The sequence below is a fragment of the Acinetobacter sp. WU_MDCI_Abxb74 genome (assembly GCF_025513915.1).
Lineage (GTDB): Bacteria > Pseudomonadota > Gammaproteobacteria > Pseudomonadales > Moraxellaceae > Acinetobacter > Acinetobacter calcoaceticus_C.
The window spans coordinates 53238-68179 of record NZ_JAHPRP010000003.1 but is presented as its reverse complement, the minus strand read 5'-3'; the positions used below and the strand labels follow the sequence as shown (position 1 = coordinate 68179).

The window sequence follows — 14942 nt, the reverse complement described above, 5'->3', positions numbered from 1 at the left end:
TTTTTAAAACTAAGTTATTGTTTAATTTAAAATAACGTTTTCGCTATTTTTAGTTTATTGAGTAGGCCCAGTTGCAAACCTACTCGGGCTTTTTTGTAAATAATAATCATTCAATTTTATTATTTACCGTTACCTGACTCCCCTTTTATGTATGTGTAGAGGGAATCAAATTCTGTTTAAAATTTGGTGGTCCAACTGATTTTCATTGTTCGGCCAGGTGCGGCCATGGCACTACGGGTTAAAGGATCGATATAAAACTGGTTAGAAAGATTACTGCCGACAAATTCAACCGTGTTGTAGTCATCGACCTGATAACGCGCATAGGCATCAAAAATCCACGTGTCATCCCATGCCAAAGGCACATTGAGGTAATAGCCTTTATTGACGCTAGCATCATTGTTTTTGCGTAGTGGGCTTTCATAAGCTTTATAGAATGTTGCACGTGCACCGAGCTCTAACTTTTCATCAAAAAAGCGTGCGCCCAGCAAACCGTGAAAACTCAGTTCAGGTGTAGCCATTGTCACTAAGTAGCCATTTGGGAAACCGTCATCGACACAACGCTGATAGGGTTCACGAAACTCAAGGCCCTGCTCGGTTTGAACCGTACCGCCTAAAATCATTTTGTTAATGGCACTATTGGTGTCACACACTTCATTTTTTAAGTTATAGGCCACGCTCAAGTCTGTGAAAAAACCGCCATTATCAAAACGGCTTTGTAGCTCTAAACCTGATAGTTTTTGCTCATCCATATTGGTAAAAATAAGGTTTTGATCACGCTCAATCACATTTTTGGTTTTGTTGTAGTAATAGGCGAGCTTAATATCGGCATTGCGTGCTGTACTGAACCAATCGCGCATGTCATAGACATAACCCACTTCGTAGTTAAAAGCGTGTTCAGGTTTGATTGCTTGATAGGGCAACATGGCAGAAAAACCGACAGTGCTTTCAAACAAACTTGGTAAGCGATATTCCTCTGCATAGCGCGCATAGATTCTGCTGTTTGGCGTGAGGTGAATTGAGGCACCTAACTGCGGTGCCCAGCCACTATCTTTAACTTTGTCGGCAGACTCAACAGGAACTTGGTCTATCACTGACATAAAGTTCCCGCCAGTTACTACGTACTTTTGTCCAGAGGCATTGAGCTGGTTTAAAGGATTATCGGCAAGCGACAATTGCCCATTAGCATCTGCTTTCCAGCTCAGCGTATTTTTCTGTGACCAGATCATGTTATACAAAGTGCTCTCTGATGCAGGCACAGTGTCGAGCTGCCCATCCCAATCAGGATTTTTTGTGGCATAGCGCTGTTTTAAAACATTGATTAAACGCTGCTGAGTCGAGGTGTAACTCTCGGGCATGGTCTGATATTCAAAGGTATATTCTTTAAGCTTCGCTTTTTTGGTAAATAGCGGATTTAAATTTGGGTCAATCTCGCTCTGCAAAGATTTATTTAAAAAGTCATCAACAGCCCAATATGAACGATAACGCATGCCTGCATCAAAACTTAACCAAGACAACGGTCGATAATTAAAGTTAAAGTCGAACGTTTTTTCCTCACGGCGCCCTGCTCGTGGCAGTGCCTGATAGAGCGAATAACTTGGGCCAAATTCGCCATATATATCGTCAGACGTCAGTTTTTCTTTTAAGAAACTTCCACCGAGCGTCAAATCAAGCTGGTCAAGCAAACGGGTTTTATTACTGACCGTAATGCCTTTACGCGTATTGTCAGAATGGCTTATCGCCGTGTTAATAATGGTGTTATCTCGAAAATCTATTGTGGTTGGCCACCCACCACGTGTGTAGGTTTGGCTTTCGGTGTCGGTTTGCCAAATGTTGGCATAGAAATCAATCCAGCGATTATTCTCAGGCTTAAACTTATATTCAAGGCTATAAGCTTTAGAGTGAATATTGCTTAAAGGCCACTGCGGAACACCCAAGTCAGGTGTAATGCCCCACACAATCCGAGACGGCATAATTTCACCAAAAATGTTTTTGGTATCTCGGTAGGTCAGTTTAAGAGTCTGATCATCTGTTGGACGATAGGTCCCTTTTAATAACCATGACTCCATATGACTTGAGGTATTAGGAACTTCATCGCCCGGTTGATAGGCATAGGCAAAGTAAGGAATAAAGTCGAGGCTACTGTCTGGTGTCGCTCGTTTATAGTAGCCCGCGCCATGTGTGCCCGAAAAATAATTGCCGCGCTCACGTACTGCATAAACTGCCAGTAAATCGAATTTATCTTGCTTAGTTGCAATTGCCAGTCGGCCCGCCAAGTCGTCGCCCGAAAAATTAGAGTTATCACTTCTGGTACGATTCTTTTTATAAATATCAGGGTCGTATTTCGCCCCATTCATGTCAATCCAAGGCGTTGTGTCATCGTAGTTTTGGCCTACTTTACTCATGTCTGGCAAAGACGGATCGATTGAGTTGGTTGAGCCTTCTACTTTTAACTCGGCACCAAAAGACTTACCCGGACGAACAATGTCATCGGCTTCTAGCGTTTTAACCACCACACCACCGCCAACAGAAGTTGTGGTATTGCGCTCTAAAGATGGGCCTTTAATGACTTCAATACCCGCAATGAGATTGGGGTCGATATAGTTGCGGTTGTTTACCCCGTTGTAGCCGCGCCACACGGCAATCGACTGTTCAGTACCATCAATGGTTAAAGGCACACGGCCAACGCCCTGCACACCACGTACACTTGGGTCGAGTGCCCCACTATTACGGGCATCGCCGCTATAGACTCCCACCATGCCTTGTAAAATATCAGCTGGGTTGGTTCCTTTAAAGCGCTCGACATAGTCTTTGCCCGCATAGACCGAAGAACGGTTTGCGTCATAAACTTTGTTATAGCTTTCTGTGTCTCGGTCTTCTTTGCCATACACCACAATTGGCGTGAGTCGTACCGATGCATCTTCTTCAATTACAGCACCACTTGACGGCAGGCTAGCGGCCTCAACTTTAGATGAAGTGACCTGTGGTGTAGGTTTTTTACTGAGTGTGTAGCCCTGCCCAACTTTTACAGCACTAAAATCGGTTACTTTTAAAAGCTGCTCAAAACCTTGTTCGACGGCAAAGCTGCCTTTTAAGCCAAGACTATGCAGCCCTTGAAGTTGCTGGGCATCCATTGCAATTGAAGTACCCGATTGTTCGGCAAACTGGTTGAGTACGTTAGCAAGGCGACCGGCAGGAATGTTATAGCTTTTAACTCCGGCTGTTTCTGCATAGGCCTGCTGCATAGAGAGTGTAACTAACCCACCCATCGACACAGCATGTATGGCAAACGCCAGTGTCGAGAATCGAAAAATCGATCGATTCCGCTTTTGCCCCGTTCCCACTTTTTTCATTTGCCCGCCCCAGTAAATAGTAATAAGAATCATTCAATACAACAAATTAAAATGATCCATATTTATTGCTTCTACTTACTATGACGAACGACTTTTAAAAAAGTGGAACCTAAAATTGAAAATAAACTTAATTTTTTATTATTTTAAAGAAATCATGACCACAAATGGCGTGATTTGCTTAATTTTCAGATCTGGAAAAACCGTAGCTAAAAGCTTAAGCGATTCTGTGGTTTGGTCTAAAGGCAATACAGCATTGACCCGCACATGTTGCAGTGCCGCATCATTAAAAATAATTTTGCCTTTGTAGTTGCGGTCTAGCTCTTGTAGCACTTGATTCAGCGGCAGGTTTTCTACCATAAGATGATGCTTTTGCCATTTTTGTTGTTCGTTATAAATATTGAGTGCAGGAAGTCTTTGCACGCCGTTTTGGTCCATTTTAATGGCTTGCCCCGCCTCGACAATAGCCTGACGCGTCGCATGCAATTGGGTCTTTTTAACCTGTGTGGCTTCTACTTTTACCTTTGAGTGGACCATTTTGAGTTCGGTTGCCGAAGGTTCATAACTGACGCTAAAAGCTGTGCCGAGTGCCTGAATTTGTCCATGACTGGTTTTGACCAAAAACGGTCTGGTCTTATCTTTGGCAACATCAACATAAATTTGACCTTGCACCAACTCAACCACTCGCTGGTTGGTTTTAAAATCAAGATTGACCGCGCTTTTGCCACGTAAAATTAAACGTGAACCATCTGGTAAGGTTTGCGTAGTCCACTGTCCCGATTGCCCTTGAATGTCGGCAGTAACATAGGCCACTGTGGTGTCGGTTAAATAAAATAACGCCCCACTCATGGCAACAAACACGACGGCAAAAGCTGTTCCAGCACGTAAATGTTTATAGGCTTTGCCTGAGTTTAGACCAGCTTTAAGAGCGACTTTAGTAACTTTTTTATGTCCGCTGGTTTGAGAAAGTTTTTGAATTGAACCAATACACTGTTCAATATCAGCAGCCACTTGGCGATGTTGCTCACTGTTTTTTTTCCACTCTTCAAATTTTTGTTTGGCGGTTTTTCGCAAGCTTTCATCATCCGAACTCAGTTGAACAATCCAATGCGCGGCTTCTTCAACCAGTTGGTGATGTTTGCTTTTATCCATGGCCATTTAAATGCAAGCGTCCATGTCTTGTCGATTTTGGTAGCATTGAATTAAACAGCTCGCCAAATATTTTTGAATCATTTTGGTCGATACATTTAATTGTGAGGCAATTTCTTTATGAGTATAGCCTTCGAGGTAATGCAAAATAAAGGCTTGCTGTGCTTTTTCAGATACACCTTCGAGTGCTTTGCAAAGCTGGTTAATTGCTTGAATAATTTGCATCTGGTCTTCGGGCGAAGCCACCGCTTCAAGCATATATTCCATTTGACTCAAGCCATCTAAATAGGCCTGTTCAATGCGTTTACGGCGCACTTGGTCAATGAGTAGGTTTTTAGCAATCGACGTTAAATAGGCGCGTGGTTCCTTAATGCCAAATAACTCGTCTCTGGTTTGTAGCAGTTTAATAAATGTGTCCTGAACCAGATCTGCAGCCTGATCAGTATTACCTAATTTTTGTCTCAACCATTGGTGAAGCCAGCTTTGGTGACTTCTATATAACTGATCTACAAGCAAAGAAGTTTTGTTCACAGCAATTGGACTCAAAACAAGGAACCCACAAATGATAATAATTATCATTTAAACAAGTCAAGCAATAATTCAAGTAAAACTTAAATCACTGTTTAATAAATTGAATTAATTGCTCCCTTACTTTGCTGCACTTCTCTTAAAGCAAATGAGCCAAATTTTTAATTTCTTCCATGACCGCCTTACAAGCAGGCGTTAAATAGCCATGCTTAGAAATAGACAAAGAAATATAACGCTTTAACTCGGGACTCATAATTTTTGCCGCTTGAATTGAGGTGTATTGGCTGGCCTTTTTTAAAGCTTGCGGCCCAAGCATGGTGTAAATGCCAGATTCGGAAACCAAATGGGTTTGTAAACTAATCGAGTCAGCTTCAAACACAATATTCAGCTCTACCCCATTTTCATAGGCCATGTGGTCTAAAAAGTTTCGCCAGTTACTTGGCCTGCAAAACGTGACCAGCGGCAACTGATTTATTGCTTTAAAGCCGACTTCATTTGCCTGAGTGAGCGTGTCTCCTTCACAGCCCACCAAATAGGTATCGGCTTCGGTAAGATAGACATCGCCGTGCTTAGGTGTCGGGTTAAACCGATAGAGTATGGCTAAATCGACGCTGCCATCTTCAAGCCATTTTTCTAAATGCACCCCTTGCCCTTCACGCACCGACAGTTTAATTAAGGGATATTTTTGTTGAAGCACTTTGTACAAAGTCGATAACAACGGATGTGCAGTAGACGGCAAACTGGCAATGCGAACCGTCCCGATCGGTGTATCGGTCGAGTGCAAAATTTCATTATTAAGTTGGTCGGTCACGTTTAGCCATGAACGAATTTTAGGAAGTAAATGCTGGCCTAAATCGGTCAGCTCGACGCCGCGTCCAGTTCGGTTAAATAAACGACCACCACATTGGGCTTCAAGCTCGTTCATTTGCCGACTGATTTGCGGTTGGTTGGTGTTATGCAGCATGGCGACTTTGCTTAAACTACCGAGTTCCACCGCGTCTAAAAATATTTTCCATAAATCATAATTCATCGATTCTTCCTAAATCGTAAACTAGCACTTTTGAGCTATACATTTTCAGTATAACTGAAATTCAAGAATTGGTAATTCCTACATAGCTCGTCTATTTCTATACTCCAATCATGTTCTCTACAACACGATTTAAGTCAGATTAAGAACCAGAGAATATTTAATTACACTGTATAGGAAGTACGATTATGAGTTTAGATTTACGTGGATTAACCCCAGCACCTGTGACTCCTTTTACCCGTGACGGACAAGTAGACCATGATGCAATTCAACGTTTAGGTTCATGGTTAGGCAGTATTGATGGTGTGAAAGGCTTGGTTGTTCTTGGGCATGCAGGTGAAGGAACATTCTTATCGCAAAAAGAACAAATGCAAGTCATCGAAAGCTTTGTTAAATCGGTAGATGACAAAATTCCGGTAATTGCAGGGATTACGCTCGAAGGTACTTCGGTTGCAGCAGAAGAAGCAAAACGTGCAGTCAGTGCGGGTGCTTCGGCAGGTTTAATTTATCCTTCACATGGCTGGTTGCGTTTTGGCTATCAAAAAGGCGCACCACAAGACCGCTATAAAGCGATTTATGAAGAAAGTGGTTTGCCATCTATTTTATTCCAATATCCAGATGCCACTAAGGCCACTTACGACCTAGACACTCTACTCGATATTTCTGCACAGCCAGGCGTGTTTGCCATGAAAAATGGTGTGCGTAACATGCGCCGTTGGGATGTTGAAATTCCAATTATTCGCCGTGAACGTCCAGACTTACAGATTTTGACGTGCCACGATGAATATTTGCTTCACACCATGTTTGATGTAGATGGTGCTTTGGTGGGCTATGGCAACATTGCCCCTGAACTTTTAATTGAAATGATTAAAGCAGGCAAAGCCAAAGATTACGCTAAAGCTCGTGCACTTCACGACCAACTTTTACCAGTGACGCGCAATGTCTATCACCGCGGTTCACACATGGAAGGCACGGTAGCACTTAAACATGCACTGGTTGCTCGCGGAATTTTGGACCATGCCACTGTGCGTTCGCCCTTGCTTCCACTGGCAGATGGGGCTGAGCAAGAAATTCATGATGCGATGCGTCAAGCCGGAATTGGCAAGGTCGATTTAACCCAAGCCGTTGCTTAAATTCTATTCGGGCTAGCATGTACGCTAGCCTTTTTTTCCTGTACGCTGCCTGAGGCCAAACATCGGGCATGTCACTTAAAAATAATAATAAAAAGCATGCAAACTGTGGTGAACAGGTAGTGCCAAATAGAACAAAAAAACTACGAGGAATGTAGTCATAAGGAGATAGAAGATGACAAATCTAGCGGATGTAGAACCAATTAGTCATCATCAAAAAAATGCGGAAATTATTGCAAGACTCGAACGGCTTCCAGTCACCGGTCGATTGCAATTTATGCGAATTACCATTGGTATAGCGACCTTTTTTGACGCCTATACCGTTCTTGCGATTGCCTTTGCTTTACCCCAACTCATTACCGAATGGCATCTTACCCCTGCCTATGTCGGTGCAATCATTGCCGCGGGCTATGTCGGACAACTGGTTGGTGCTATATTTTTTGGTTCACTTGCCGAAAAAGTCGGTCGCTTAAAAGTACTGTCTTTTACCATTTTACTGTTTGTGGCAATGGACATTTCTTGTCTGTTTGCTTGGAGCGGAATGTCTCTGTTAATTTTCCGTTTCTTACAAGGCATAGGAACAGGTGGCGAAGTACCTGTTGCGAGTGCCTATATTAATGAGTTTATTGGTGCAGAAAAGCGCGGGAAGTTTTTCTTGCTCTATGAAGTTTTATTCCCGATGGGCCTTATGTTTGCAGGCATGGCAGCATTTTTCCTGATGCCAATTTATGGCTGGAAAGTCATGTTTATTGTGGGCTTAGTTCCATCTTTACTGGTGATTCCTTTACGGTTTTTCTTGCCTGAGTCGCCACGTTGGCTTGCCTCAAAAGGTCGTTTTAAAGAAGCCGATAAAGTTGTCAAAAGTTTTGAAGACGGTGCTATCAAAAGCGGTAAAACTTTGCCTGAACCTGTGGTTAAAGACATTAACCCGCAAGGCATGGCAAAAACCGACTGGCGTGAGCTATTCCAAGGCATTTACCGCAAACGTACCTTTACCCTGTGGGGCATGTGGTTTTGCGTCTATATGATTAACAATGCCATGGTGACTTGGCTGCCAACGCTTTACAAACAACACTTTGGTCTGTCGCTTCAAACCAGTTTAGGTTATGGCTGGATTACTTCGGGCGTAGGTGTGATTGCCTCTATTATCTGTGCGTTAATGATTGATAAAGTCGGCCGCCGTCCTTGGTATAGTGCAGCATTTTTCTTGGCAATCATTCCACTCATGAGCCTCTCGATTTTAGGTGCAAAATCGGCGATGGAAGTGGTGATTTTAGCAACGCTGAGCTATGCCATTTTGCAGACCATTTCATTCTCTTTATACCTTTACGCTGCCGAACTTTACCCAACTCGCCTACGTGCTATGGGCATTGGCTTTAGTACCGCTTGGTTACGTGCTGGTTCTGCAATTGGTCCTGTTATGGTGGGTCTGGTGGTTGGTGGCTACGGCATTCAATATGTGTTTAGTGTGCTGGCGGTTGTGGCGCTCATTGGTGGCCTTGTAACCTTCTTGTTTGCCATTGAAACCAAGGGCCAAGTGCTCGAAAAACTCTCTCCTTAATTCATCCATTTCATAAAAAGCTTGCCTAACCTCAGCGTTAGGCAAAGGGCTTATTCATGCTTAAAAAAGGAATTTAAAATGAATAAATATTTGCTATGGGGCTGTATTGGTTTAGGCAGTGTGAGCAACGCTTATGCAGAACTTCCTCAAGAATTTGGCAAGTTAGAATTAAAACTCAACACCCGTTACTGGAACGATGAAGGCACTGCCCACCCTACACTTGCCAACCCTTCGCCTTCGTCGAGTGAATATGAACAAAGTGCGTTAGGGCTTGAGTTAAATTATCAGTCACCTTACCTGTGGGACTGGCTTGGGGTAGATGGCTCACTCTATGCAGTCACCAAGTTGTTTGACTCTGGTAAACCGAGCGCTCAGCTTTTAGAGGTCGAAAATAACGGCAAGCTCGATCAAAACTTTGCGACTTTGGGGCAGCTCTACATTAAGGCAAAACTGGGTGATAAAGGTGAAATTAAATTAGGCCGCCAGTTGCAAGACTCGCTGTTACTCAAAAGCACCAATAACCGCGCGGTGCCCGACGCCTTTTCGGGTGCAAGTGGACAGTTTCAACTGAATGATCAGCTACAGACTTACATCGCTTACTATGACCGCTGGAAACCGCGCAGCATGGACTCTTTTGAAAAACTGGTGACTGAAAATGACGAGCGAATTGATTATGTCGGTTTGCTCGGTGCCAAATATCAGTACAAAAACTGGAGCTTGAATGCTGAGTATTTAAATAGCAAAGATTATTTAAAAAAGTACGGGGCGATTGCTGAATATAAATTGCCGATGCATGGCCTTGTGTGGACATTTAACACAGGGGCTTTTTTCTCGCGTGATAATGGCAAGCTGTTTAAATGCGGTGCCGAAACCGAGCTGGACTGTGTCAAAGGCCAAGACATTAACAACCGTGGGAATGGTTATTTTGTAGATGTAAATGTGGCCAAGAATAATATTGAAGGCGGCATTGCCGTTTCAAAGTTTGATGGTTTTTGGATTGAAGATAACTTTGCCGTGCACTCCGACCGCAACTCGGTTTTGACGCAAGACCACGGCACCAACCCGTTTCCAACCTCTGCGACCATTGGCCCAGACTTTACCAATAACGATGAAACCACCGTTTCCCTTCGGCTGAAATATAACTGGAAAGACTATGTAAAAGGTTTAAAAACCGAAGCGAAGTATATTTATGGCTTTGGCGCTCACCAAAGTAACATCAGTAGTGATATTGAAGGTAAAGAGCGTTACTTTGACTTTACAGTGAGTTATGCCTTGCCGTGGGTGAAAAACTTAGATGTGCGTTATTCATTTTTGCATTATGAGTCAAAGTTTGAAAATGCAAACCTAGGTGAAAAAATAAATGGTATGACCCGTAAAGATTGGGACCAGCACCGTGTATTTATTAATTACCGTTATACATTTTAAGAACAGGCTAAGCGTTTAGTTTAGCTTTATTATCTTTATTAATTTACCGATTTAAATAGATAAACTTTTGAGTTTAATTAAAATATAAATTTATATTTAAAATTTTTATAATATTTTATTTAAATTGAATTGACCTGTTAAAAACTTATGATTATTATGGTCTCGCTGGCCTACATTGCCAGTCGGTTTTGACAGACCGAGTATACAGCGTATCAGGTACATTCTCTCCTGAGTATGAGACTTGTGCGCAACCCGCACTCCCCCTTACCGTTGAGGTAGGACGGGAGGGGGACGCGCTTGCGCGTGCTGGCTTGTATGCCCAGTCTGTCAACCCTCTTCCGTTCTACCACCATAATCAATTGACGGTGATCTTTGGTGGTAGAGCTCCATAAATTCTAGGAGTTGACCATGCCATTTTTTATATTAATCCCCTATCCTCTCTCGTAATTTTATTTATTTAAAATTTAGGCTTTCTCTCACCTAAAATATTTTAAATTTATAAATAATTTTATTTTAAAATTTTAATCATTTTATTTTCCTGTACTACAGGCGGGTTAACTATTCCCTTTTTAAATGATTTTAATACTTTAAATATAAGCGGCTTATTTTTTATAAATAACGTAGTGAAAATTATCACGAGAATAATATGAAACTTTATAAACCTATTTTGGCTTTAAGCCTTTTAATAGGCGATTACGGTGTTTCTGGTTGCGACATTCACACTCAGCAGGATTTTGAAGAAATTTGTCTGTCTGGTGGGCACACCCAAGCCAGTTGCGACTGTATTTACCAAGGGCTTGAACAAGTGTATTCACATAAGCTCATGCAACGTCTAGAACATGTCAGTTTGCAAAGTCCTGCTCTCCCACAGGACTTTGCCCCTACTTTTTTTAGTGTGATGCGGCGGTGCGATAAAGAAGACATGGGCTAAGCATTTGGCTTAGCTCCCTTATCTCTGTGTCGCAATGGTGGATTACTTTAAATCAGCGCAAAAAATTAAAGTTCTGTTGTGGCACGGGGGCCTTTTAACTAATTTAGTCTGAATCAGAATGAAATGCTTATAGTTCTAAGCCTAAAACTCTTTATCTTTAAAATTTTATTGATTAACAATAGAATCTGACCCTTTTACGATACTTTAGATATCCATACAAGAATAAAGAAAGTGTTCCTAAAATCATATAACGATTTACTATTTTCCCTTGTATTTTATCGTAGAAGTTAATAATAAATTGATCTAGAAAGGGAGTCATATATGATACGACTCTACTCTCAAAATAGTGGCCCAAATGATGATTGAGCCACGCCAAAATAACGAGACTAAATAGAAAAAACATACAAGGAAATATCCAGACTTTAGGATAACGTTCTATTACTATTAAAAATGTATAGAACTCTCCTTGTATCCAATTCCACATTATAACGTCCCCTTATTTAATAACGCCTTGTTGTAAACTATATTTCCATGACATTCTGAAAGCAGCATCCTTTGAGTAGTGTTTATACATATCCATATCAATTTTTCTCTGACGGAGCATAACTTCATTCATGATCTTATCAAAAGCTAAATCTTTGGTATGTGGATCAGGATTATTCAGATACTTACTTTCAAAATCAGCATGTTCTTTGATCTGTTTCAAAATATTTACAAATTTAACTTTTTGCTCTTCGGGTGTTGCGGCCCACCCCCCAAACCAGCGTTGATTAAAAGTTTTAATAATTTCATCTAGTGGGTCTTCTTCATTTTCCCCACCATGGGCACCACGTGGATTTGGATTAATTGGATCTAAGACTGTTTCTCTTGGATCTAATTCAATCTGATGATTTAGCTTTACACGTTGTAGACCATACGAGTTTAAATCAACTGAGTTCAGTAATTCATCTAATGCATCGGCTTCTGGATCTTCAATTTTAAGTTTTGGTATAAGGAACTTAAGAAACCAATAAAGCTTTTCCCAAGCAGGTACTTCGTAAGACAAAATAGCCGCCATCTGTCCATAAACTTTTACAAACTGCTTTGCTTTAATTTTAATGTCTGCTTTTGCATCAGAGCTTAGTTCCAATTCATTATCAAAACGATCTACTGCTTTATCAATAATAGGGCTGAGTTTTTCTGCATCTTCTGAATTGAAAAATCTTATAGCAAAATCTTCAACCTCTGAAATTTCATAGATACCAACATCGTCTAATTCGCTCTTAAGTTCATTAAGAACATTAATATCTGTTGCTTTCGATAATGTGGTCGAAGTATAAAAACTATCAAATGATTGTTTAATATCATCTATTTCATTGAAGAAATCTAAGACAAATAGATCTTCTGTCCGCTTGCCTAATTTGGGTGCTGCTCGATTTAAACGTGATAATGCTTGAACACAGAGTACATCTGTAAGTTTCTTATCGACATACATCGTGCAAAGCTTTGGTTGGTCAAAACCTGTTAAGTATTTATTGGCAACAATTAATAATCGATATTGATCTTCATTGACTCCACTTGGTTTCTTATCTCCAACATAGCCTTTATCGAACATATCTTTAGTATCGTTTTCTGAAAAACCATTAAGGATTGCTTCAGTATATTCAATACCATCAACTTTCTTCTCACCAGAGAAAGCGATTATTGCTTTAAATGGATAACCAGCTTGTTCCAATATTTTATCGATTGCTCGGTAGTATCTAATCGCTGACTCAATATTTTGAGTTACAACCATGCCTTTGGCTTTAGCTTTCAGTTTTTTAGTATTTACTACATGCTTTATGAAATGATCAAGTATGATTTCAGCTTTAACATCAATGGTCTGCTGAGTTTTCTCTACATAACTTCTTAAAGTTTTTTGAGCTTTTTTAGTATCGAATAATGGATTCTCTAGAATTGATTTCTCGATTTCATAAAAGCTCTTATAGGTCGTATAATTCGACAATACATCTAGGATAAATCCTTCCTCGATAGCCTGCTTCATCGAATAGAGATCAAACGGTTTAAAAGAACCATCTGCCTGTTTTTCTCCAAACTTTTCTAATGTCGTATTTTTTGGTGTTGCAGTAAAAGCAAAATATGAAGCATTTCCTTTCATTTTACGCGCTAAAATTGCATTCAAAATTTTATCTTGAGCATCTATATCATCAGGGTCTTCATTCGCTTTACCCATGACCTCATTCATTTTGTCATGAGCAACGCCAGATTGGGAACTATGAGCTTCATCAATAATGACTGCAAAATGCTTATCACTTAAATCCGCTATTCCATCAATAATGAAAGGGAATTTTTGAATTGTTGTGATGATGATTTTTTTACCATTCTCTAAAGCCGATTTAAGTTCTGAGGACTTATGGGCATGCGCCATAATATTCTTGACCTCAGAGAACTCTTTAATATTATCTTTTAGCTGTTTGTCCAAAATACGGCGATCTGTAACAACAATCACTGAATCAAATAATGGATGTTCAATTCCTCGGTTTCCTGGAACTAATTCATTTACTGGATAAGCTTCTATCAACTGAAATGCTGCCCACGTAATCGAGTTTGATTTACCCGAACCTGCTGAATGTTGAATTAAATAGGTTTTCCCTACACCATTCGTTGAAACATGGTCGATAAGACGACGTACGACACTGAGTTGATGATAGCGTGGAAAATATAAGTTTCTTTTTTCTAAAATTGTTTTTTCGTCGCCATCAAGTCGAACGAAGTGTTGAATAATATTGGCTAAGCTATCTTTTGAGAGAAGATCTTTCCACAGATAAGCTGTTTTATGGCCATTTACATTTGGCGGATTTCCTGCACCGGCATTATGCCCTTTGTTGAAAGGTAAAAAAAATGTATCTGCGCGCGCAAGTTTAGTTGTCATATAGATTTCATCGGTATCTACAGCCATATGCACGATACAACGCGCAAAGCTCAGTAATGGCTGTGTGATATCACGATCTTGTTTATATTGCTTTTGCCCATGGTAACGTGCATTTTGCCCCGTCCATTCATTTTTTAGCTCAAAGGTAATAATTGGAATACCATTAATAAATACCACCATATCAATTTCTTGTAGGGGATTCGCTTTTGAATAACGTAATTGGCGAGTCACACTAAAAATATTTTGCTTAAATTTATCTTTAATCTTTTGTGAACTGCTCGCCAACGGCGCTGGATACATCAACTGAAAATGCACTTGATCGACAGCGAGACCTTTTTTAAGTAGATGAATCACCCCATGCTTTCGGATCATTCGATCAAAGCGTTCGTAGATTTTTCTTTGCCAATCGTGTGGGTTAAATTTCTGAATTTTCGCCAGTTCATCTGCCTGTGTGTGCTCTAGAAACTGCCAGAAATATTGGATATCTAAGGCGTAAAGCATATCGAAATTCGAAGGTAAACCTGATACAAAGCCATGATGAGGTAAATCAATATCGGTTAAACCTGCTTTGACATTCTCGAGGCATGTTCCTGTCAATGCTTTTTCAATTGCCATTTCCAAAGCACGTTCATTGGTTAAACTGACCATTATTTATCACCCTCAATACCACAATAATGTATTTTTAACAGCTCAAGCATTCGATCTTAATACATTTGAATAACTTGCTTATTTAAATTTTTACTTTCTGATTTTTTAAAGTATCAAACAAATATTTGAGCTTTAAAGAGTCATACGATGACATTCCCAATCCTAATTTTTTCATCTTTGCTATAAATATTGCCGATCCTATGTAAGCTTTTGAAGCAAATTTTACATTTTCATCAGAATATTTTATTCATCCAAATTTCTAAATTATTGATACCAACTTAGCAA

The 14942-nt window shown here is 40.4% G+C and carries 9 protein-coding genes; 4 read left to right on the top strand and 5 right to left on the bottom strand.

What is annotated here, in order from left to right:
- Window positions 1-176: 176 nt before the first annotated feature.
- From KTH84_RS08015 to KTH84_RS08000, 4 genes are all read right to left on the bottom strand, one after another.
- Window positions 177-3350 carry a TonB-dependent receptor gene (locus KTH84_RS08015; RefSeq protein WP_316249451.1) on the bottom strand — a complete coding sequence of 1058 codons (3174 nt, stop codon included), beginning with the start codon at window positions 3348-3350 and terminating at the stop codon, window positions 177-179.
- Window positions 3351-3488: 138 nt separating this feature from the next.
- Complete coding sequence (locus tag KTH84_RS08010) at window positions 3489-4505, bottom strand: FecR family protein (RefSeq protein WP_262472812.1); 1017 nt, start codon at window positions 4503-4505, stop codon at window positions 3489-3491.
- Entirely contained in the window at window positions 4506-5027 is a 522-nt protein-coding gene (locus KTH84_RS08005) for a sigma-70 family RNA polymerase sigma factor (RefSeq protein ID WP_127494039.1), read from the bottom strand.
- Between the two features lie 136 nt (window positions 5028-5163).
- A complete protein-coding gene (locus KTH84_RS08000; protein WP_262472811.1) occupies window positions 5164-6054 on the bottom strand; it encodes a LysR family transcriptional regulator in 891 nt (296 codons plus the stop codon).
- Between the two features lie 185 nt (window positions 6055-6239).
- Here KTH84_RS08000 and KTH84_RS07995 point away from each other — a divergent pair, with 185 nt between their 5' ends.
- The 4 genes from KTH84_RS07995 to KTH84_RS07980 all read left to right on the top strand — a co-directional run bounded on the left by KTH84_RS07995 (window position 6240) and on the right by KTH84_RS07980 (window position 11098).
- Window positions 6240-7184, top strand: a complete 945-nt coding sequence (locus KTH84_RS07995) for a dihydrodipicolinate synthase family protein (RefSeq protein ID WP_005042407.1) — start codon at window positions 6240-6242, stop codon at window positions 7182-7184.
- A 172-nt stretch (window positions 7185-7356) separates the two neighbouring features.
- Window positions 7357-8742, top strand: coding sequence for an MFS transporter (locus KTH84_RS07990; protein ID WP_202742712.1), 1386 nt, complete (start codon window positions 7357-7359; stop codon window positions 8740-8742).
- A 78-nt stretch (window positions 8743-8820) separates the two neighbouring features.
- Window positions 8821-10167: an OprD family porin gene (locus KTH84_RS07985; RefSeq protein WP_262472810.1), complete on the top strand. Its 1347-nt coding sequence runs from the start codon at window positions 8821-8823 to the stop codon at window positions 10165-10167.
- A 646-nt stretch (window positions 10168-10813) separates the two neighbouring features.
- Window positions 10814-11098: a hypothetical protein gene (locus KTH84_RS07980; protein ID WP_199990275.1), complete on the top strand. Its 285-nt coding sequence runs from the start codon at window positions 10814-10816 to the stop codon at window positions 11096-11098.
- A 496-nt stretch (window positions 11099-11594) separates the two neighbouring features.
- Here KTH84_RS07980 and KTH84_RS07975 read toward each other — a convergent pair whose 3' ends face one another.
- Entirely contained in the window at window positions 11595-14657 is a 3063-nt protein-coding gene (locus tag KTH84_RS07975; protein ID WP_262472809.1) for a type I restriction endonuclease subunit R, read from the bottom strand.
- Window positions 14658-14942 lie beyond the last annotated feature (285 nt).

Bases quoted from the DNA above. Each gene is read 5' to 3' on its own strand.
- KTH84_RS07985 (WP_262472810.1), top strand. From the start codon at position 8,821: ATGAATAAATATTTGCTATGGGGCTGTATTGGTTTAGGCAGTGTGAGC.
- KTH84_RS07980 (WP_199990275.1), top strand. From the start codon at position 10,814: ATGAAACTTTATAAACCTATTTTGGCTTTAAGCCTTTTAATAGGCGAT.
- KTH84_RS07995 (WP_005042407.1), top strand. From the start codon at position 6,240: ATGAGTTTAGATTTACGTGGATTAACCCCAGCACCTGTGACTCCTTTT.
- KTH84_RS08015 (WP_316249451.1), bottom strand. From the start codon at position 3,350: ATGAAAAAAGTGGGAACGGGGCAAAAGCGGAATCGATCGATTTTTCGA.
- KTH84_RS08010 (WP_262472812.1), bottom strand. From the start codon at position 4,505: ATGGCCATGGATAAAAGCAAACATCACCAACTGGTTGAAGAAGCCGCG.
- KTH84_RS07975 (WP_262472809.1), bottom strand. From the start codon at position 14,657: ATGGTCAGTTTAACCAATGAACGTGCTTTGGAAATGGCAATTGAAAAA.
- KTH84_RS08000 (WP_262472811.1), bottom strand. From the start codon at position 6,054: ATGAATTATGATTTATGGAAAATATTTTTAGACGCGGTGGAACTCGGT.
- KTH84_RS07990 (WP_202742712.1), top strand. From the start codon at position 7,357: ATGACAAATCTAGCGGATGTAGAACCAATTAGTCATCATCAAAAAAAT.